A 21180-nucleotide genomic window follows, 5' to 3' on the forward strand; every position below is an offset into this window, starting at 1 on the left:
CTCCTTTTCTGGCACAGCGATTGCTATTTGAGTGTGAGCTGTTCTGTTCCGAATCAAAGGAGATATCATGTCTGACTGTCGTACTTACGGATTCAACACCCAGATCGTTCACGCGGGGCAACAACCCGATCCTTCAACTGGCGCGCTCAGTACGCCAATCTTCCAGACGTCGACGTTTGTTTTCGACAGCGCCGAACAGGGGGCCGCCCGCTTTGCGCTCGAAGAGTCCGGGTACATTTACACCCGCCTGGGCAACCCCACGACGGACGCGCTGGAGAAAAAGCTGGCGGTACTGGAAAGAGGCGAAGCGGCGCTGGCGACCGCGTCCGGTATTTCCGCCATCACCACCACGCTGCTGACGCTCTGTGAGCAGGGCGATCACATTGTCTCAGCCAGCGCGATTTATGGCTGCACGCACGCATTTTTGTCGCACAGCATACCGAAGTTCGGTATTGACGTGAGTTTCGTTAATGCCGCCAACCCGGATGAGATCCGCGAAGCCATCCGCCCGGAAACCAAAGTGGTGTACATCGAAACGCCCGCCAACCCAACGCTCTCCCTGGTCGATATCGAAACAGTCGCCGGGATCGCCCATCAGCGGGGCGTGCTGTTGGTTGTGGATAACACCTTTATGTCGCCGTACTGCCAGCAACCCCTGCTCCAGGGAGCCGATATCGTGGTTCACAGCGTCACGAAATACATCAACGGACACGGGGATGTTATTGGCGGGGTCATCGTCGGCAAGCAGGAGTTTGTCGATCAGGCGCGGTTTATCGGGCTGAAGGATATCACCGGCGGCTGCATGAGCCCCTTTAACGCCTGGCTGACGCTACGCGGCGTGAAGACGCTGGGGATTCGCATGGAACGCCACTGCGAGAACGCGCTGAAAATCGCCCGTTTCCTGGAAAGCCATCCGAAGATTACCCACGTCTGGTATCCGGGGCTTCCTTCGCACCCGCAGTATGAACTTGGCAGACGCCAGATGAGCCTGCCCGGCGGCATTATCAGCTTCGAAATCGCGGGTGGCCTGGAGGCTGGCAGACGCATGATCAATTCGGTAGAATTATGCCTCCTCGCGGTCAGTCTCGGTGATACCGAAACCCTCATTCAGCACCCTGCGTCTATGACACATTCGCCTGTTGCGCCAGAGGAACGGCTTAAAGCAGGTATTACCGACGGGCTAATCCGTCTTTCTGTGGGTCTTGAAGATCCAGAAGATATTATTAACGACCTTGAACACGCCATCAGAAAGGCGACATTCTGACCATTACGGTCGGAGCTGGCCTGCGTCGGCTCCGGCTGTTGAGAATCAAGGCACAACGGCCTGGCTATACGCATCATCCTTCCCGGGGTGACGCGTATTTTGGGCAGGGGGCTCTATGCAGGACAACACATTACAATTAAGCAACAGTAAAGCGACCACCGCAGCGTTCTCAGGAAAACTACCGTTTACGAAATACGATTTTGGCTGGGTGCTGTTATGTATCGGCATGGCCATTGGCGCCGGAACGGTGCTGATGCCGGTACAGATTGGGCTAAAAGGAATTTGGGTCTTTATCACCGCGTTTATTATCGCCTACCCCGCAACCTATATCGTGCAGGATATTTACTTAAAGACGTTATCAGAAAGTGAAACCTGTAATGACTACACCGATATTATCAGTCATTACCTGGGGAAAAACTGGGGCGTCTTCCTCGGCGTGATCTACTTTTTGATGATTATCCACGGCATTTTTATCTACTCTTTATCCGTGGTTTTCGACAGCGCGTCGTACATTAAAACCTTCGGTCTGACCGATGCCGATCTCTCGCAGTCCATCCTCTATAAAGTGGCGATCTTCGCCGTACTGGTCGCTATCGCCTCCGGTGGAGAAAAGCTGCTGTTTAAAATCTCCGGCCCTATGGTGGTGGTGAAGGTAGGCATCATCCTGATCTTCGGTTTCGCGATGATTCCGCACTGGAACTTCAGCAATATTACGGCCTTCCCGCAGGCGTCGGTCTTCTTCCGCGATGTGCTGCTCACCGTCCCCTTCTGTTTTTTCTCGGCGGTGTTTATTCAGGTGCTGAACCCAATGAACATTGCCTACCGCAAACGAGAAGCCGACAGGGTGCTGGCGACGCGCATGGCCATCCGTACCCACCGCATCAGCTATATCACGCTGATTGCCGTGATCCTGTTCTTCTCGTTTTCGTTTACCTTCTCCATCAGCCACGAAGAAGCCGTTTCCGCCTTTGAGCAGAATATCTCCGCGCTGGCATTGGCTGCGCAGGTCATTCCCGGACAGATCATTCATTTCACCTCAACGGTACTGAATATCTTTGCGGTTCTCACCGCCTTCTTCGGTATTTACCTGGGTTTTCATGAAGCGATTAAGGGCATCATTCTCAACGTGCTGAGTCGGGTTATCGACGTGGAGAAGATCAATCCGCTGGCGCTGACGCTTGGCATCTGTACCTTTATCGTTATCACGCTGGTCATTTGGGTATCGTTCCGCGTCTCGGTGCTGGTGTTCTTCCAGTTGGGTAGCCCGCTGTACGGCATTGTGTCGTGCATCATCCCTTTTTTCCTGATCTATAAAGTCACGCAACTGGAAAAACTGCGCGGCCTGAAAACCTGGCTGATTCTGCTGTATGGGATTTTGCTGTGCCTGTCTCCGCTCCTGAAGCTGATTGAATAACGCGTTCTGTGCGCCGTCGATTCCTGGCGGCGCTTAACTCACCCCTTCCAGTTGGTAGCTGCGTATTTTATTCAGCACCGTCGTGTGCGAAACCCCCAACGCTTTCGCGATATGCCGGGAGGAGACATTCTCTTCCACCATCTGCTCAATCAGCTGTCGCTCAGCATGTTGCACCTGCTCTTTGAAGGGACGGTCGGGATGCCCCGGCAACGCTTGTGACACCGTTGAAAGCCCCAAATCATCGCAGGTGATGACATCACTTTCTGACATCAGCATCAGACGGATAATGGTGTTCTCCAGTTCGCGAACGTTGCCCGGCCAGTGGTGGTGACGCAGTGACTCAAAACAGGCTTTGTCCAGTATCAGCCGCCGTTGAAACTCTTTGGCATATTTCTGTACAAAATGGCGGATCAGTAAAGTGATATCCGAAGGGCGCTCGCGCAACGGCGGAATCGTGAGCGTCAGTACGTTAATGCGATACCAGAGATCGGCGCGCAGCAGGCGCTGTTCGACCATCTCTTCCAGGTTCGCGTTGGTGGCGACAATAATACGCGCGTTAACCGGGATCACCTGCGCCCCGCCGACGCGGCGGATGCCGCCGTCCTGAAGCACCCGCAGCAGCTTGGCCTGTAAATTCAGCGGCATTTCGCCAAATTCATCAAGAAACAGCGTTCCCTTATCCGCCATTTCAAACAACCCTTTTTTCCCTCTGCCGTCCGCACCGCTGAACGCCCCTTTTTCATAACCAAAAAGTTCGCTCTCCATCAATGCCTCAGGCAGCGTTGAGCAGTTGACGGGGATAAACGGATAAAAGCGCCGCTGCCCGGAATTATGAATGGCGCGCGCCAGCAACTCTTTACCCGTGCCGGTCTCACCACGGATCAGGACGGTATATTTGCTGTCAGCGATTTTTAGCGCTTTTTCAATCAGCACCTGCATACTCTGGCTGCTACAGATAATGTCGGAGAAATAGCGCGGTCGCGTCAGTTCGGGCGTGGTCAGTTCAGAAAGATTCTCTGAGAGATAAGCGACATTAATAATGTCGGCATGTTGATTGAGGCAGGTCTGGACGCTGGAAATATCCTGCAAATGGCGGCACCAGGATTTAATCAGAATCCGACCCGGCGTGACCTTCATGGAGATAATATTAATATCGCGGCAGGAAAACTCCTTGAGGACATCCTCAACCATAGACAGACGATCGATTGTTTTAATATCCCAGCGTATCGTGACCACGTTGGCTCCAGATATTTCTGTGGCAATCAGAAATCTGCTTACATTCTAGTCGCTATGGGATAATGTTCTGCCGATGGACTCACATTGTGGAGCCAAAAATGGAATATAAAAAAACCGGAGCACAAGGCTCCGGTTATGAGGCAATAACCAACAGTTATTGCTGTCGGTTCTCATCCTGATCGACGGCGAAACAGGCCACCAGTTGACCGCCGTAATCTTTAAGCTGCGGCTGCAACTGGGTGCAGGGGCCAAAGCGACGACGGCAACGGGCGTTGAAGGCGCAGCCCGGCGGCGGATTCAGCGGGCTTGGCAGCTCGCCGGTCAGCTTGATGCGCTCGCGGCGGTCATCCGGGTTCAAACGCGGCGTCGCGGAGAGCAGCGCCTGCGTATACGGATGGCGCGGGTTGGTAAAGATCTGCTCCTTCGTCCCTTTCTCCACGCAGCGGCCGAGATACATCACCATCACCTCATCGGCAATGTGTTCGACCACCGACAGGTCGTGCGAGATAAAGACGTAAGACAGCCCCAGTTCCTGCTGCAAATCCATCATCAGGTTCAACACCTGCGCGCGCACGGAAACGTCCAGCGCGGAGACCGGTTCATCGGCGATCACCACGTCCGGGTCAAGCATCAGACCGCGGGCGATAGCAATACGTTGACGCTGGCCGCCGGAAAACATGTGCGGGTAGCGATCGTAATGCTCGGTTTTAAGGCCGACTTTCGCCATCATCGCCAGCGCTTTTTCACGACGCTGCTCTTTGCTGAGCGAGGTGTTGATCAGCAGTGGCTCTTCCAGAATCTGCCCCACTTTCTTACGCGGGTTCAGCGAACCATACGGGTTCTGGAACACAATCTGGATTTTCTGCCGACGCAGTTTTTGCGCCTGCGGATCGTGCCTGAGCAGATCCTGCCCCTGATAATACAGTTCTCCGCCGGTCGGCGTTTCAATCATCGTCAGCAGGCGGCCCAGCGTGGATTTCCCGCAGCCGGACTCGCCCACGACCGCCAGCGTTTTGCCGCGCTCAAGGGTGAACGATACGCCATCCAGCGCTTTTACCAGGCGCTCGGGCGCAAACAGCCCCTTCTTCACCGGGTAGTGTTTTTTCAGGTCGATAGCCTGCAACAGCGGCTGTTGCAAGGTGGCCTCGTGCGTACTCATAGTGTGGGCCTCCCGGCATCATCGAGTGGATAGTGGCATTTGGACTGGCGGCCGTCGCCGAGCAGATTCAGATCCGGCTCTTCGCTACGGCATTTATCCGTGGCATACGGGCAGCGCGGGTTCAACAGACAACCGTTCGGGCGGTCATATTTTCCCGGCACCACGCCCGGCAGCGACGCCAGACGCGCTTTATCCTGCGCGAATTCCGGCAGTGCGCGCAGCAACGCCTGCGTATACGGATGACGCGGCGCACGGAAGATATCGTGCGCCGCCCCTGTCTCTACCACCTGTCCGGCATACATTACGATGATTTTATGCGCGGCTTCCGCCACCAGCGCCAGATCGTGAGTAATCAGCACCAGCGCCATATTTTCTTTCTGCTGCAATTCCAGCAGCAGTTCGATGATTTGCGCCTGGATGGTCACGTCCAGCGCAGTGGTTGGTTCATCGGCAATCAGCAGTTTCGGACGACAGGCAATCGCCATTGCAATCATCACGCGCTGGCTCATCCCACCGGACAACTGGTGCGGATAGACATCCAGACGCGACGCCGGATCGGGAATCCCCACCTGAGTCAGCAGGTCAATCGCCCGCTGCCGACGGGTTTTCCTGTTGCCGCCCTGATGCACCTTAATCGCTTCCATAATCTGGAAACCTACGGTGTAGCACGGGTTCAGGCTGGTCATCGGGTCCTGGAAGATCATCGCCACTTCCGCGCCCACCAGGTTGCGGCGCTCTTTCTCAGAGATGCGCTGCAAGTCCTGGCCGTTGAATTCCAGTTTTTCCGCCATCACGCGGCCCGGGAAGTCAATCAACCCCATAATCGCCAGCGAGCTAACCGATTTACCGGAGCCGGACTCACCGACAATACCAACGACTTCGCCCTGATTTACGCTGTAGCTTACGCGGTCTACCGCGCGAAACGGCGTACCTTCGTCACCGAAGTGCACCGATAATTTATCTACGTTTAATAACGCCATCTCGAACCTCTTACTGCTTCAGTTTGGGATCGAGCGCGTCACGCAGACCGTCACCCATCAGGTTAAATGCCAGCACCGTTAGCAGGATCGCCAGACCCGGGAAGGTCACGACCCACCAGGCACTTTGTGCGAACTGCAACACGTCGGAGAGCATGGTGCCCCACTCCGGTGTCGGCGGCTGCGCACCCATGCCGAGGAAGCCCAGGGCGGCCATATCGAGAATGGCGTTAGAGAAACCGAGCGACGCCTGAACGATCAGCGGCGCAAGGCAGTTCGGGAAGATATTGACGAACATCTGGCGCATCGCGCCTGCGCCCGCCACGCGGGAAGCGGTAACGTAATCGCGGTTCACCTCCACCAGCACGGCGGCGCGGGTCAGACGCACATAGTGCGGGAGCGCCACAAAGGTCAGCGCCAGCGCGGCGTTACCGATAGAGGGGCCAAAGATCGCCACCAGCACCAGCGCCAGCAGCAGGCTTGGCAGCGCCAGCATGATATCGACGACGCGCATGATGATGTTATCAACAATGCCGCCGAAGTAACCCGCAACCAGGCCGAGCACAATCCCCATCACCAGCGACAGCACCACCACCAGGCAGCCCACCAGCAGCGACAGACGTGCGCCATACATCAGGCGCGACAGCACATCGCGACCGACATCATCCGTTCCCAGCAGGTGCGCGATACTGCCGCCTTCCTGCCACGCAGGCGGCGCCAGCAGCACATCGCGGAACTGATCTGCCGGGTTATACGGCGCGATGACGTTCGCGAACACCGCAATCAGGATCATGATGACGACATACGCCAGACCGACAACCGCACCCTTGTTGCGTTTAAAATAGTGCCAGAACTCCTGCAACGGGGTCATCGGCACCGGTGCAGAGATAACTTTATTTTCAGTAACCTGTGACATGATGGCCCCTTACTTCTTATGACGAATACGCGGGTTCACCACGCCGTACAGCAGGTCGACCAGCAGGTTGACGAGAATAATCATCGTCGCTACCAGTAACACCCCGCCCTGTACAACCGGATAATCGCGTCGTTGCAGCGCATCAATCAGCCAACGGCCAAGGCCAGGCCACGAGAAGATGGTTTCGGTCAGGATCGCCCCTGCCAGCAGCGTCCCTACCTGCAAACCGATAACGGTCACGACCGGCAGCATCGCGTTACGCAGCGCGTGTACGATGATGACGCGCATCCTTGCGAGACCTTTGGCGCGCGCGGTACGGATATAATCTTCACCCAGCACTTCCAGCATGGAGGAGCGGGTCATACGCACGATAACCGCCAGCGGTATCGTACCGAGCACCATCGCAGGCAGGATCATGTGCGCGACAGCATCAATAAAGTTGCCCTCTTCGCCCCAGATAGCCGTGTCAATCAGCATAAAGCCGGTTAACGGATTGGAGTCATCAAGGAACACCATATCGCTGACGCGCCCGGAAACCGGCGTCAGGTTCCATTGCACCGATACCAGCATGATCAGCATCATGCCCCACCAGAAGATAGGCATAGAGTAACCGGTCAGCGCCAGGCCAACAGCGGTATGATCGAAAATGGAACCGCGCTTCACGGCGGCCAGCACGCCGACCGGAATCCCTACTGCGGTGGCGAAAATCATGGCGCAGACGCCAAGTTCCAGCGTCGCTTTAAAGCGAGGCACGAACTCGTCCCACACCGGCAAACGGCTTTTCAGCGAGATGCCCAAATCGCCATGCATCACCCCCCAGATGTAATGGAGGTACTGCTGCCACATCGGTTTATCCAGACCGAGTTCAGCCAGCAGTTGAGCATGACGCTCAGGAGAGATACCACGCTCACCTGCCATGATCATGACCGGATCGCCCGGGATCATATGGACGAAGGCAAAGGTGAGAAGGGTGATACCGATAAACGTGGGGATGACGAGTCCCAAACGTCGGAGGATGAACTGCAACATAACCCGGATTCTCTCTAATGACGCGCCGCCTGGTGACAGTGCGTCTGTATTGCTCACAAATCTTATCCCACGGCATACGCCGCCGTGGGGTAAAGCATTACGCCGGGTGGCGCTGCGCTTACCCGGCCTACGATCGTAGGTTCGTGCAAACGCAGCGCCGCCGGGCATGGGGTGCTCAGGCACCCCTGGCTTTTAATTATTCGACAGAGACGTTTTCAAAGTGGTGTTTGCCCAGAGGATCAACCACATAGCCTTTGACTTCTTTACGCACAGGTTCGTACACGGTGGAGTGAGCGATGATCAGCGCAGGCGCCTGGTCATGCATCACCACCTGAGCCTGTTTGTAGAGTTCAACACGCTTGTTGTGGTCGTCAGTGGCGCGCGCCGGTTGAATCAAGTCTTCAAACGGCTTGTAGCACCAGCGAGAGTAGTTGGAACCGTCTTTCGCCGCAGCGCAGCTAAACAGGGTCGCGAAGAAGTTATCCGGGTCCCCGTTATCACCGGTCCAGCCCATCATCACCGCCTGATGTTCACCTGACTTCGCACGCTTGAGGTATTCACCCCACTCGTAGGTGACAATCTTGGCCTGTACGCCAATCTTCGCCCAGTCAGCCTGAATCATCTCAGCCATACGGCGAGCGTTCGGGTTGTACGGACGCTGTACCGGCATCGCCCACAGTTCAACGGTGAAGCCTTTATCCTGGCCCGCTTCTTTCAGCAGCGCTTTGGCTTTTTCTGGATCGTAGTTGTAGTCTTTAACGTCGTCGTTATAGCCCCACATGGTCGGCGGAATCAGGTTCTTGGCTTCAACGCCCGCGCCCTGATAAACCGCTTTAATGATCGCCTCTTTGTTCACCGCGTAGGTCAGCGCCTGACGGACTTTCACGTCATCAAACGGTTTCTTCTCGGTGTTGAAAGAGAGGTAGCCGACGTTCAGACCCGCCTGCTCCATCAGGTTGATGTTTTTGTCCTGCTTCATGCGCGCGATGTCCGCCGGGTTCGGGTACGGCATCACCTGGCACTCATTTTTCTGTAGTTTGGCGTAACGCACGGACGCGTCAGGCGTAATGGAGAACACCAGACGGTCGATCTGCGGCTTGGTGCCCCAGAAACCATCAAACGCTTTATACAGAATGCGGGAGTCTTTCTGGTACTGCAACAGCTGGAACGGCCCCGTACCGATTGGGTTCAGATCCACTTTCTCCGGCGTACCGGCTTTCAGCATGTTGTCAGCATATTCTTTAGAGAGGATGGAGGCGAAGTCCATCGCCAGGTCAGCGAGGAACGGCGCTTCTGGACGGGTCAGCACGAACTGAACGGTGCTATCGTCCACTTTCTTCACTTCGCTTATCAGGTCTGGCAGACCCATCCCTTCGAAGTATTCATAGCTGCCGCCAGACACTTTGTGGTACGGGTTTTCGGCATTTTTCTGACGATCGAACGAGAACACCACGTCATCGGCGTTGAAATCGCGCGTCGGTTTAAAGTCTTTGCTGTCCTGCCACTTCACGCCCTGACGCAGGTGGAAGGTGTAGGTTTTGCCGTCTTCGCTGACATCCCACTTTTCAGCGAGACCTGGAATAACTTCGGTTGTACCGATTTTAAATTCCACCAGACGGTTATAGATAGGTACTGAGCTGGCGTCATAGGTGGTGCCGGAGGTAAACAGCTGCGGGTTGAAGCCTTCTGGAGAACCTTCTGAACAATAAACCAGAGTTTTAGCCTGTACACTTGCTGCGACGGTCATGGCCACCAGGCTCAGACCAAGCTTCAGCATCCCTGACTTCTTCAAGGAAATACTCATTCTTCTGCTCCAAATGTGATGTTGTTGTTTTACCCTTTGCAGTGGGTTTGCACCGCCTGGCCTTTTTTGTTTTTTACCCGGCCGGGTCGGCGTTAAGAGGATGGGGATTCCGTTCACATAAGCGCCTGAGTTGCAGTGCGGATTCTCCATGAAATGCCCCTCATGCCCTACAATCTGTCAACAGAATGTGAAAACGTCAATACAGGCAACCATGATTTACAACAACGGTGAGAATTCACAAACAAAGATTAAAAAAACTTCAAACGACTATTTTCAGCAGGGAAATTTGTGCTACTCCGTTAACACCAGAATTAATCGCTTCATATTTCGCAACATTTGGTGATTAACGTTTGTGCAGATTGTGAAAAATTTCTGACGAAATGCTGCATATCTGAGCGATTAATATCACGAACGCTAAAACGCACAGCGGAAAATGCTGGGCTCAGCCATAAGTAACGCAAAAAAAAATTTAAGCAAAGATAAAAAAAGACAATGGAATATGTCACAAAAACGTGAACAAACAGTGAGAAGTGATGCACATTTTTTGCCAATGGCGAAATCGCCGTAGGCCGGATAAGGCGCCTGCGCCGCCATCCGGCGTTGCCGAAAGTGGGCGACCGATCCTGCCTGATGGCGCTTCGCTTATCAGGCCTACAATGCTGAATTCCAGACAGCAAAAAGCCAGCCCGTAGGCTGGCTTTTCTGAATTGGTCGGTGATAGAGGATTACTCGCCACTGCGTGGCTCGCCCTTCGGGCCGTTGCTCGCGCAACGTTCTCTCGCTACGCTCGAGTCGAACCTCTTGCCCCCGGAGGTTCTCATCCTCGTTAAATTCCGGGCAGCAAAAAGCCAGCCCGTAGGCTGGCTTTTCTGAATTGGTCGGTGATAGAGGATTCGAACCTCCGACCCCTTCGTCCCGAACGAAGTGCGCTACCAGGCTGCGCCAATCACCGAATGCGGGGCGCATCTTACTGCTCAGGTGCGCGCCCGTCAATCCCTTAGTTTGAAAATGCCATTCAATCGGCGAGAAAGTCAGCAGACCGCTTACTGCACCGCTGCATTCTGTTCAGCCGGAATATGGCACCAGTCGTTGTTTTCGTTAATTCCGCCATCTGGCGAGGTGTAGCCGAGACATCCCATCACCGTGTCATACAGCTCCACATGACGGCGCGGCGTTTTCATCGCCGCCGCCTGTTGCAGGCGCGCAAGCATCTGCGCATGCTGCGGGTTCTCCAGATACTTATCCGACATCCACACCAGCATTGGCACCCGGAACTGTTCTGGCGGCGCCATCTTGCGCGGCGTGCCGTGCAAATGCTCGCGCTCATTGATCGACTCGCCGTGATCGGCGGCGTAAAACACAATGGCTTTCTTATCGCGCAGCTGATCGAACACGCGGGTAATAAAGTGATCAACATAGCTCACCGAGTTATCGTAAGAGTTGATCATCTCCGCTTTTGTGCAACCATCGTCAACGCCGACACACTCCGGCGTCCACTGCGCAAAGCTGCGGGGATACCGCTGCGTATAGTTATAATGCGACCCTTTGGTATGCATCACGATCAGGTGTTTCCCGTCAGGGGTTTGCGCTAACGAACGCTGCATTTCATCCACCAGCAACATATCATCAACCGTCTTACCCCGGTTGCGCGGCTCCGCGCCGATTTGCTCACGGTAGGCAATGTTATCCGCCATCGTATTGCTGTAGAACCACATTTCGCTCTGCATCGCATACAGATCGGCGCTAAACCCTAACTGCTTCAGCACCGCAAAAATGTTTTGCTCTTTCAGCATACGCTGCGGATTCTCCGACGCGCCCCCCTCGCGCACAAACATACAGCGCAGCGAAAGTTTGGTCGCGGTATCACACGACTCACCCCGGAACGCCGCGAGATTTTTTTCCTGCGCCAACTTCGGCGTCGTATTCCGCTCGTAGCCGAAGATGCCCATATGATCCCAACGCGTGGTTTCGCCGATGATAAACACAACGTACGTGTCATCAATGCCTTCTGGCGCAACATAGGTAAACTTCTTCGCCGGGTTCATCAGCGAGTTATTATCCGACGACTCATCCACCTGCGCCCAGGCGTACAGCCCTAAAGCCGATAGCCAGTTCGACGGTAAATAAGAGTTCGCCACCACGCCGCCATAGCTCGGCAAATCGATACCCGTTGTTCGTTCAACATTCTTTTGCTGAACGTCGAGCAGGCGAATCGGCGCCCACACCATCACCCCAGCCAGAACCACCGCCGCCACGCTGCGAACGCGCTGGCCCGGCGTGCGTAACTGCCGCAGCAGGGTGTAACGACAGCGGTTACTCCAGATAAAGACCAGCGGCAGAATGCTCACCGCCACCAGCCACAAAATGAAGTGCCAGCCGACGACCTCTTTCGATAAATCGATATCCGTGGTCATCACGGAGGCAATAATGCCGTAGCCGATCACCACGTTCAGGAGGGTCATGTAATAGCTGGCGCTCGCGGAGAACAGCACCACCAGCGTAGCCAGAACCCGCCAGGCGCGGCGACCAAACAGGGAAAGCAGACGGAGTAAGAAGAACGTGGCGAGAACCGTGGCCCCAAGTTCAACCACTGCCGAGAGGCCTTTCCAGACGGTAAATTCCTGCGCATAGCTGCCGAACCGGCGGTAAAACACTGCGCAATTCATAAACAGGCCGATATAGAGCGCAAGCAAGAAGCTCAGCTTCTGCTGCGTCATCGATTTAATGTATTTCATGCAAGCAAACCCTGGAAATCGGGATAAAAACCACCCGCAAAAGGCCATTCCAGACCGGGCAGGTGGATAAATGCGGTAACAGCAGATGTCAGACAGTCTACACGCGCGGGTATGTAGACCACAGGGAAGCGTAAAAGTGTCGGAAGAATAAGCAAGCGGCCCGGATATTTACAAAAATATCCGGGCCGGGAAGTGGTTAAATGATGAATAAAATCAGGCGTGAGCCTCTTTAAAGACGCGGCGCTGAGGCTGGCGAATCGTGGTCGAGAGCGCCAGAGAGAGGATCAGCAGAGCGAAAATAACGCAGAAGGTGACGTAGAACCCACCGAACAGCGAGGCGATAATCGACCCGCAAATACTGCCAATCCCAAAGCCCAGGTAAATCACGCCGTAGTTTTTCGCCAGGTTATTCAGGCCGAAGAACTCGCTCACCAGCGACGGGAACACCGTGATCGTACCGCCGAAGTTAAAGGCGACGCAGGCAATCGCGGCGAAGAACGTCACATCACTCAGCGGCGCGAACAGTAATGCTGCCATCCCGACCAGCGAGACAACCTGACCGATAGTAATCACGCGGATACGGGCGATTTTGTCAGACAGAATGCCCAGCACCAGGCGGCCTGACAGGTTAGCGATGGAAATCACCGTGACCGCGTTGGCCGCCGAAGCAACATCCATATGCGCCAGCCCCTGAGCAATGTCTTTCGCCACGCCGATGACATACAGACCGCTCATGCAGGCCGTCAGGAACATCACCGCCAGCATCCAGTACTGCGGTTTACGCATGGACTGCGCCAGGGTGAAGTCGTTTTCCACCACCCCGTTTACCGCTTTAACATCCTGATTCGGCGCGTCTTTCATCAGCGTTGAACCAAAGACAATCATCACCAGCACAATCGCGCCCCAGATCATAAATGTCTTTTCCAGACCGACCGTCGCCAGCAGCTGGCTGTCGATGAATTTGAAGCCGAGGCTACCGAGGCCATAAGAACCAATCGCGAAGGCGGAAATCAGCCCTTTACGTTCCGGGAACCATTTTACGCAGTTAGACAGCGTTAACAGATATCCCGCCCCGTCCGCCAGGCCAACCAGCACCCCGGCGCTCAGCCACAGCATCATAAGGTTGTTGGAATGCGCCGTTAAAAAGAAGCCGATGCCCAGTAAAACACCTGACGCCATCGTGACGCGTTTTACGCCGAAACGTTCCTGTAATTTACCCGCCACGGAAGAGGAGATCGCCAGTCCCAGGCTCAACAAGCCAAATGAAAAGGCCACCTGGCTGACGGGTTCATCCAGTTTCGCAGAGAGCGCGCCATTAAACAGGCTCCAGGTGTAAACAGAACCTAACGCAAATTGCGTGATGATGGTGCCGATAAGCGTCAGCCAACGGGTACGCTGATAATCAGAAGTTTTCATGGCAGTCTTCCTGCATAAACAAAGGAGAAATTCACTGCTGATAACAATAACGAAGTGCTTTTTATGCAGGGGAAAAACGGCATGAAATGCCATCAGAGCGGAATGAAATGCCTGGATTGCGGAATGAATGACGAGACAAAGACTGCGCGGCGTGATTTTTTTAAGGTCAGTTAGTACCTACTATCGCTGTACGTCTTGTTATTAAAGAGACCTAATTGTAAAAAACTTGTTTTTATTACGTGCGTATTCTCGTTAAAATCTGGCGCTAACGCCCAGGGTGTACAGATAGTCGCTATTGCTTGCGCTGTTATCTGCCTGAGAGAGCGCCGCATACGCCGCGATATGCGGGTTCAGTAGCATATCCGCCCCCACCGTCACATCCAGCCAGTTGCCATTCTGATCCGCCGCCGTCATTCGACTCAGCCCCGACTGCGCTTTCCAGATGTTCTCGCCGTATTGCTGGTTATAGCTGATTTGCGCCCAGGGACGGATATCGCCAAACTGCGAATTCACCCGCCAGCCCAACGTACTGACGCTGGCATGCCACAGAGGGTCGGTCAGCGCCTGCGCCGTCACGCTGTCGCCAAATTCATTAAACATCGAGGTGGTTGAGCCGTCGTAATGCAGGCTGGCGACCGGCCCGGTCGTCACGCGCCCGGCAAGCGGAAAATTCCAGCCCATGCTCATGCCGCTGGTCGCATCCAGTGGCGTTTGATCGGCCAGACTCAGCACAGGGCCAGGCGCATTCTGGCTGGACCGAATCCGCTCCGCCAGAATATCGTTGTAACTTGGTTGGTGATCGCTGTCCCATGTATAGCGTTCTGTCGTATGACCCGATACGGCATCAGCGATATATTCTTGTTGCCAGGCATATGCTGTGTTAGTGAAAATTGCACAGACGATAACGCTCGCCAGGCAGCACCACACCTGGCGACCACTGCATTTTTTTATAATCATCAACGCGACTCCAGAGAAGAGCCGAATTCGGCGATATTATTGTCATTGTTTGGCGGTTCCAGGGCTTATTAGCCCTGTATTAAATATTGTCTTTTTAGCTGGCGCGTCAAGGCGGGCCGAATGAAATTTTTGCGGTAGTCAAAACAGCGAGGAAGAGTATGCAGCGTTGCGGATGGGTCAGTCAGGACCCACTATACATCGCCTATCACGACAAGGAGTGGGGCATTCCCGAAACCGACGGCAAAAAGCTGTTTGAGATGATCTGCCTTGAAGGCCAGCAGGCGGGGCTTTCCTGGATCACCGTGCTGAAGAAACGGGAAAACTATCGCGCAAACTTCCACCACTTTGATCCCGTCCGCGTCGCGGCGATGCAGGAAGACGACGTTGAGCGTCTGTTGCAGGATGCGGGCATTATTCGCCATCGGGGGAAAATTCAGGCCATCATCGGCAATGCCAGGGCATATCTCGCAATGGCGCAAAATGGCGAACCGTTTGCTGAATTCGTCTGGTCTTTTGTCGAAAACCAGCCGCAGGTAACGCGCGCCGCCAGCCTGAGCGAGATCCCCACCTCAACCCCCGCGTCGGATGCGCTGGCAAAAGCGCTGAAAAAACGCGGCTTCAAGTTCGTCGGCACCACCATTTGCTACTCCTTTATGCAGGCGTGCGGGCTGGTCAACGACCATATCACGGGCTGTTTCTGCCATCCTGGAGGTCAGCATGATTCGCGAATCCCGGACTGACGATATGGCGTCAATTTTGACGCTCTGGATGGAAAGCACGATCTATGCCCACCCGTTTATCGAAGCGCGCTACTGGCGCGAAAGCGAACCGATAGTGCGTGACGTGTACCTGCCCGCCGCGCAGACCTGGGTGTGGGAAGAAGCAGGTTCACTGAAGGGCTTTGCCAGCGTGATGGAAGCGCGCTTTTTGGGCGCGCTGTTTGTCACGCCGGACGCGATCCGCAGCGGGATTGGCAAGGCGCTGGTGCAGCATGTTCAGCAGCGCTTTACCGCGCTCAGCCTGGAGGTTTACCAGAAAAATCAGTCGGCGGTGAATTTCTACCATGCGCTGGGTTTTCGTATCGAAGACAGCGCATGGCAGGAAGATACACAGCATCCGACATGGATTATGGGCTGGCAGGCGGATTAAACGCCGTAAGCGTCAGCGAAGGGCCGGTATACTTTTCAATCCACGCCAGCGCGGTGTTGCCCGCACAGCCGTTCCCCAGTCGCGAACTGGGGAGATCTTTGGTCAACACGTTTACCGCGCCATTTTTACAGATGCCGCCAGCCGACACCTCTAAATCCGGCCATGCCCCTTCATGAATGCAGATAACGCCGGGTCTAATGCCCTCCGTCACCACCGCGCCCGCCAGAATTTGTCCTCGGTGATTCCAGACCCGCACCGTGTCGCCGTCGGCAATGCCCCGCGTCTGCGCATCCTGCGGATGCAGAGTAACCGGTTCGCGCCCCGCCACCGCATACTGTTCACGAAGCTGGCTGTAGTTAAGCTGGCTGTGCAGACGATGCGCCGGATGGGCGGACAGCACCTGTAGCTGACCGGGTTCGGCATTGCCGTGCCATTCGTCTGGCTCCAGCCACATTGGGTGTCCTGGGCAGTCCGCATAGCCGTAGTCCGCAATTCGCCGGGAGTAGATCTCTATCTTGCCGCTGTCCGTTTTCAGTGGATGCGCGTCGGGGTCGCGGCGGAAATCCGCAAAGCGGATAAACTGCGCGTTGGCCGCATTCTCCGGCATTTCAATCAGATCGTTGGCTTCCCAGAACTGTGCAAACGGCGGCAGCGTCACCTGCTGGCTGGCGCCGCGTTGCCCGGCGATGTTGTAGAAGGTTTCCAGCCACTCAAGTTCGCTTTTCCCTTCGGTGAAGCGCGCATGGCCGCCCGTTTCCCAGCACTCGCTCAGTTCGGCAAACACGTCAAAGTCATTACGGGCCTCATCACGCGGCGGCACAACCTGCTTCATCGGCACCAGATGCTGGTTGCTGTAGTCGCCGGTCATGGTTAAATCGTTACGTTCATAAGAGGTCGTGGCAGGTAACACGATATCGGCATGTTTCGCCGCAGCGGTCCAGAAACATTCGGAGATCACCACCAGTTCCGGCTTTTGCCAGGCGCGAATCAGACGGTTGGTATCCTGATGATGCGTAAAGTTCGCGCCACCGGCCCACCAGACGAAGCGGATATCCGGGAAATGGCGGTTCATACCGTTGTGCTGATAGGGCGCGCCGGGATTCTCCAGCGCCTCGACAATACGCGCCACCGGAATTTTATCTACCGCATCGGTGCCGCCTGGCAGACTGCCCTGCATTGAAGCCAGTACAGCGGCGCGGCGCGTCGGGTTTCCCCCGTTGGCGAAATGGTACGAGAGGCCAAAACCGCCGCCGGGCGTGCCAATTTGCCCTAACATGGCGGCAAGCGTTACCAGCATCCAGTGTTTTTGCTCGCCGAACTGCTGACGCTGCATCCCCCAGCCAGACATCAACATAGTGGTGTTTTTATGGAAGAGTTCCGCCAGTTCGTGAATTTTAGCGGCGGATACGCCGCAAATATCTGCGGCCCATTCCGCCGTTTTCGCCACGCCGTCGCTCACGCCCAGCAGATAGTCGGCGAATGTCTCGTAACCGGTCGTGCAGCGCGCCAGAAACGCGTCATCATGCCAGCCGTTTTTCACCAGCGTATGCGCAATCCCCAGCATCAGCGCCACGTCAGTCCCCATATGCGGGGCGATCCACTCCATCTTATCGCCAAAGAACGCCGCGCTTTCCGATCGCATTGGATCGATGCAGATCAGTCGTTTCCCGCTGTTGCGCAGCGCGGCAAAGTAAGCAATGCCCTGCTCATCCGACGCATTCCAGGCAATTTTTAGCGTATTCAAAGGGTTGGCGCTCCATAGCACCACCACGTCACTGTGTTCCAGCACAACCGGCCAGCTGGTCTGCTGCTGGTAAACTTCGTTTCCGCCCACCACATACGGCATGATGGCCTGCGCCGCCCCCGTAGAGTAATCCCCCAGATGCCCGGTATACCCGCCCGCCAGCGCCATATAACGCTGCAACAGGGTGGAAGCTTTATGCAGTACGCCATTCGAGCGCCAGCCATAAGAACCGGCAAAAATCGAGGACGGCCCATATGTTTCACGAATACGTTTGTGCTGGGTATGGATCAGATCCAACGCCTCATCCCAACTCACCCGCACAAATTCATCCTGACCGCGCACGCCCTGTGGCTTCTCTGGCGAGGCGAGAAATCCTTTACGCACCATCGGGAAACGCACCCGGGTAGGGCTGTGAACCTGGTCGCGTACGACGGTTTGCAGGGAATTGAGATGCGAAGTGGGCAGCGCCCCGCGAGACGCGAGAATCGTCTCGCCGTCAGTGTCGACCCGGACAGGTCCCCAGTGGGCGGCGGTTAATACCGAATAGTGCGATGGTGCGTTGATCAAAATGCGCTCCTGAATGCGATGCAGGTGTGACGGCTTATTTATTATGCCGCTCAATGTTACTTACAAATTTAAGAGTCTTCCCTGGAATTTTCTTCATGTTCGCACGTCATAATCAACCGCCACCGTCGCTGTGGCGAAAAAATAAAAAAGTCATTAAGGAACTAAGATGAAAAAACGTGTTTTGGTCATTGCTGCTATCGTGAGCGGCGCCCTGGCAGTATCTGGCTGCACAACAAACCCTTACACCGGCGAGCGCGAAGCGGGTAAATCCGGCATTGGCGCGGGCATTGGTTCTCTGGTCGGCGCAGGCGTCGGCGCACTCTCCTCTTCCAAGAAAGATCGCGGCAAAGGCGCGCTGATTGGCGCAGCGGCAGGCGCGGCGCTGGGCGGCGGCGTTGGCTATTACATGGACGTACAGGAAGCGAAACTGCGTGACAAAATGCAGGGAACGGGCGTGAGCGTGACGCGAAGTGGCGATAACATCATCCTGAATATGCCGAATAACGTCACCTTCGACAGCAGCAGCGCAACCCTGAAACCGGCAGGCGCCAACACGCTGACCGGCGTGGCGATGGTGCTGAAAGAGTACAACAAAACCGCCGTTAACGTAGTGGGCTACACCGACAGTACCGGCGGGCAGGATCTGAACATGCGTCTGTCGCAGCAGCGCGCGGACTCCGTGGCCAGCGCGCTGATCACCCAGGGCGTTGCCGCCAACCGCATCCGCACCAGCGGCATGGGCCCGGCGAACCCGATCGCCAGCAACAGCACCGCCGAAGGTAAAGCGCAAAACCGCCGCGTGGAAATCACCTTAAGTCCGTTGCAGTAATCGTTGTGCCGGGTGGCGGCTTCGCCTTATCCGGCCTACATTCTTATCCGGCATGAAGCGCTTGCCATCGTTGATTTTCGCGTTAAGGTGTTGTCACCAAATTCAGGGAAATCAGCGATGAGCAAATCAACACGGGCAACCATCAGCGATGTGGCGAAAGCCGCTAAAACCGGAAAAACCAGCATTTCACGCTATCTCAACGGTGAGAAGCATTTGCTGTCCGATGCCCTGCTGGCGCGCATTGAAAAAGCCATTGCCGAACTCGACTATCGCCCAAGCCTGATGGCCAGAGGTCTGAAACGCGGCCGTACCCGCCTGATTGGCCTGATCATCGCCGATATTACCAACCCCTATTCCGTTAACGTGTTGAGCGGCATTGAAGCCGCCTGCCGCGAGAAAGGGTTCACTCCCCTGGTCTGTAACACCAACAATGAGGTGGATCAGGAACTGCACTATCTGGATCTGCTGCGCAGCTACCAGGTGGAAGGCATCGTGGTGAACGCCGTCGGGATGCGCGAGGAGGGGCTGAACCGCCTGCAACAGTCGGCGCTGCCGATGGTTCTGATTGACCGTAAAATCCCTGATTTCGCCTGCGATGTCGTCGGTCTGGATAACACCCAGGCGGCAACAACCGCCACCGAACATCTCATTGAGCAAGGGTTCGAGGCGATCCTGTTTCTCAGCGAACCGCTCGGTATGGTCAATACCCGCCGCGAGCGCCTGAACGCATTTCGTGCGACGCTGGCGCGTTACCCTGGCGTGGTGGCGGAAAACGCCGAGGTGCCGCTGGCGGAAAATACGCAACTGGATAACACCCTGCGCCAGTTTCACCAGCAGCACCGGGGGATGCGCAAAGCCGTGATCTCCGCTAACGGCGCGCTCACATTGCAGGTCGCCCGTTCGCTCAAACGCATTGGTCTTAACTGGGGCAGCGACATCGGCCTGCTCGGTTTTGACGAACTGGAATGGGCAGAACTGGCAGGCGTCGGCATCACCACGCTGAAACAGCCGACCTGGCAAATTGGTTTTGCCGCTGTCGAGCAGGTTGTACGCCGCATTGAAGGGGGCAGCGACGCGATTCACGAGCAGGTTTTCTCCGGCGAGCTGATCGTTCGCGGCTCCACCGCCCGCTAATTTTCCTTCGTGATGGTGATCATAATTTCGACACACTGCACTTTTCTTTGGAACCGGTTCCATCTAGCGTAATAGCAAGAGCGATAGATTTGGAGTTCCCATGCAAAGAAAAATTATGGTGGTCACCGCCGCCTATGGCTACGACCAGGTGCGTGCCGCAGGCGGGCAAACCGCGATGCTGCCCATCATTGCCGGAGCGGGGGCGGATGGCGTCGAGATTCGCCGTGAAATGTTCACTGACGCCGAGCTTAACGCGCTCCCGCTGCTGGCGGCCGCCATTGACATTTTCGGCCTGCTGGCCTGCTATTCCGCGCCGGAACCGCTGTTCCTGGAGGATGGCAGCCTCAACCCCCACCTTCCCGACCTGTTACAGGAAGCCTGTACGCTGCAAGCGCTGTGGCTGAAAGTGTCGCTGGGTCATTTTGAACGCCAGGATCAGCTCGACACCCTGCGTGACTGGCTGGAGAGCAGCGGCATGGCGCTGGTGGTGGAAAATGATCAAACCGCCTGCGGGAAATTGCGCCCGATGCAACGCTTCAATGCCGCCTGTCAGGTACAGAACCTGCCCATCAGACTGACGTTTGATATGGGGAACTGGCTGTGGGTAGGCGACTCGCCGGAAGACGCCGCACGCTACCTGGCGCCCGCCGTCGGCTATATCCACGTTAAAGCCGCCACGCCCCATCACGACAGTTTCCGCGCCGTTGAGCCGGATGACGCCGATCCCCGCTGGCTGGCGCTGCTGAACGCGCTGCCTGTTGATGTACCGCGCGGTATTGAGTTCCCACTGGAAGGGCAAGATTTGACGGCGGTGACTCGTCGCTACGTCGATTTGTTACGTGAGGAGTAA

17 protein-coding genes, 1 tRNA gene and 1 other RNA gene are annotated in these 21180 nt (G+C 55.8%); 7 read left to right on the top strand and 12 right to left on the bottom strand.

Features of this window, described 5'->3' with window-relative positions; translation table 11 throughout:
* Positions 1-67: 67 nt before the first annotated feature.
* Positions 68-1264, top strand: a complete 1197-nt coding sequence (megL, locus tag OGY62_RS03095; RefSeq protein ID WP_115181000.1) for a methionine gamma-lyase — start codon at positions 68-70, stop codon at positions 1262-1264.
* Between the two features lie 115 nt (positions 1265-1379).
* Positions 1380-2678: an aromatic amino acid transport family protein gene (locus OGY62_RS03100; RefSeq protein ID WP_110493675.1), complete on the top strand. Its 1299-nt coding sequence runs from the start codon at positions 1380-1382 to the stop codon at positions 2676-2678.
* A 33-nt stretch (positions 2679-2711) separates the two neighbouring features.
* On the opposite strand, the gene OGY62_RS03105 is transcribed toward OGY62_RS03100, so the two are convergent.
* The 11 genes from OGY62_RS03105 to OGY62_RS03155 all read right to left on the bottom strand — a co-directional run bounded on the left by OGY62_RS03105 (position 2712) and on the right by OGY62_RS03155 (position 14907).
* On the bottom strand, positions 2712-3914 hold the full coding sequence (locus OGY62_RS03105; RefSeq protein ID WP_049009742.1) for a sigma-54 interaction domain-containing protein: 1203 nt from the start codon (positions 3912-3914) through the stop codon (positions 2712-2714).
* A gap of 154 nt (positions 3915-4068) precedes the next feature.
* Positions 4069-5073, bottom strand: a complete 1005-nt coding sequence (gene dppF, locus OGY62_RS03110; protein ID WP_012135673.1) for a dipeptide ABC transporter ATP-binding subunit DppF — start codon at positions 5071-5073, stop codon at positions 4069-4071.
* Entirely contained in the window at positions 5070-6053 is a 984-nt protein-coding gene (dppD, locus tag OGY62_RS03115) for a dipeptide ABC transporter ATP-binding protein (protein ID WP_012135675.1), read from the bottom strand. The genes dppF and dppD overlap by 4 nt, the downstream gene beginning before the upstream one ends.
* 10 nt (positions 6054-6063) lie before the next feature.
* Positions 6064-6966: a dipeptide ABC transporter permease DppC gene (gene dppC / locus OGY62_RS03120; protein WP_012135676.1), complete on the bottom strand. Its 903-nt coding sequence runs from the start codon at positions 6964-6966 to the stop codon at positions 6064-6066.
* A 9-nt stretch (positions 6967-6975) separates the two neighbouring features.
* On the bottom strand, positions 6976-7995 hold the full coding sequence (gene dppB / locus OGY62_RS03125; protein WP_286459057.1) for a dipeptide ABC transporter permease DppB: 1020 nt from the start codon (positions 7993-7995) through the stop codon (positions 6976-6978).
* Positions 7996-8191: 196 nt separating this feature from the next.
* Positions 8192-9799: a dipeptide ABC transporter periplasmic-binding protein DppA gene (gene dppA, locus OGY62_RS03130; RefSeq protein WP_012135678.1), complete on the bottom strand. Its 1608-nt coding sequence runs from the start codon at positions 9797-9799 to the stop codon at positions 8192-8194.
* A 708-nt stretch (positions 9800-10507) separates the two neighbouring features.
* A non-coding RNA gene (locus OGY62_RS03135) (RtT sRNA) lies at positions 10508-10641 on the bottom strand.
* 33 nt (positions 10642-10674) lie between these two features.
* Positions 10675-10751, bottom strand: a tRNA-Pro gene (locus OGY62_RS03140).
* A 91-nt stretch (positions 10752-10842) separates the two neighbouring features.
* Positions 10843-12534 carry a kdo(2)-lipid A phosphoethanolamine 7''-transferase gene (gene eptB / locus OGY62_RS03145; RefSeq protein ID WP_286459059.1) on the bottom strand — a complete coding sequence of 564 codons (1692 nt, stop codon included), beginning with the start codon at positions 12532-12534 and terminating at the stop codon, positions 10843-10845.
* Positions 12535-12747: 213 nt separating this feature from the next.
* Entirely contained in the window at positions 12748-13950 is a 1203-nt protein-coding gene (locus tag OGY62_RS03150) for an L-lactate MFS transporter (protein ID WP_071259261.1), read from the bottom strand.
* Positions 13951-14202: 252 nt separating this feature from the next.
* Entirely contained in the window at positions 14203-14907 is a 705-nt protein-coding gene (locus tag OGY62_RS03155; protein ID WP_047460372.1) for an autotransporter outer membrane beta-barrel domain-containing protein, read from the bottom strand.
* Positions 14908-15065: 158 nt separating this feature from the next.
* Here OGY62_RS03155 and tag point away from each other — a divergent pair, with 158 nt between their 5' ends.
* Entirely contained in the window at positions 15066-15647 is a 582-nt protein-coding gene (tag, locus tag OGY62_RS03160; RefSeq protein WP_058668258.1) for a DNA-3-methyladenine glycosylase I, read from the top strand.
* A complete protein-coding gene (locus OGY62_RS03165; protein WP_200024260.1) occupies positions 15625-16056 on the top strand; it encodes an N-acetyltransferase in 432 nt (143 codons plus the stop codon). The genes tag and OGY62_RS03165 overlap by 23 nt, the downstream gene beginning before the upstream one ends.
* Here OGY62_RS03165 and OGY62_RS03170 read toward each other — a convergent pair.
* Positions 16034-18367 (bottom strand): molybdopterin guanine dinucleotide-containing S/N-oxide reductase, encoded by a 2334-nt coding sequence (locus OGY62_RS03170; RefSeq protein WP_286459062.1) that lies wholly within the window; start codon positions 18365-18367, stop codon positions 16034-16036. The two genes, OGY62_RS03165 and OGY62_RS03170, sit on opposite strands and share 23 nt — an antisense overlap.
* A 166-nt stretch (positions 18368-18533) precedes the next feature.
* Here OGY62_RS03170 and OGY62_RS03175 point away from each other — a divergent pair, with 166 nt between their 5' ends.
* The 3 genes from OGY62_RS03175 (at position 18534) to OGY62_RS03185 (ending at position 21180) form a co-directional block, all read left to right on the top strand.
* Positions 18534-19196 carry an OmpA family lipoprotein gene (locus tag OGY62_RS03175; RefSeq protein ID WP_049008917.1) on the top strand — a complete coding sequence of 221 codons (663 nt, stop codon included), beginning with the start codon at positions 18534-18536 and terminating at the stop codon, positions 19194-19196.
* Between the two features lie 117 nt (positions 19197-19313).
* Positions 19314-20330, top strand: a complete 1017-nt coding sequence (locus OGY62_RS03180; RefSeq protein WP_071259408.1) for a LacI family DNA-binding transcriptional regulator — start codon at positions 19314-19316, stop codon at positions 20328-20330.
* Between the two features lie 100 nt (positions 20331-20430).
* The gene (locus OGY62_RS03185) at positions 20431-21180 is read left to right on the top strand and encodes a sugar phosphate isomerase/epimerase family protein (protein ID WP_286459063.1); all 750 of its coding nucleotides are present in this window, start codon (positions 20431-20433) and stop codon (positions 21178-21180) included.

It is taken from the genome of Citrobacter sp. CK198 (assembly GCF_030333295.1).
Classification (GTDB): domain Bacteria; phylum Pseudomonadota; class Gammaproteobacteria; order Enterobacterales; family Enterobacteriaceae; genus Citrobacter_B; species Citrobacter_B koseri.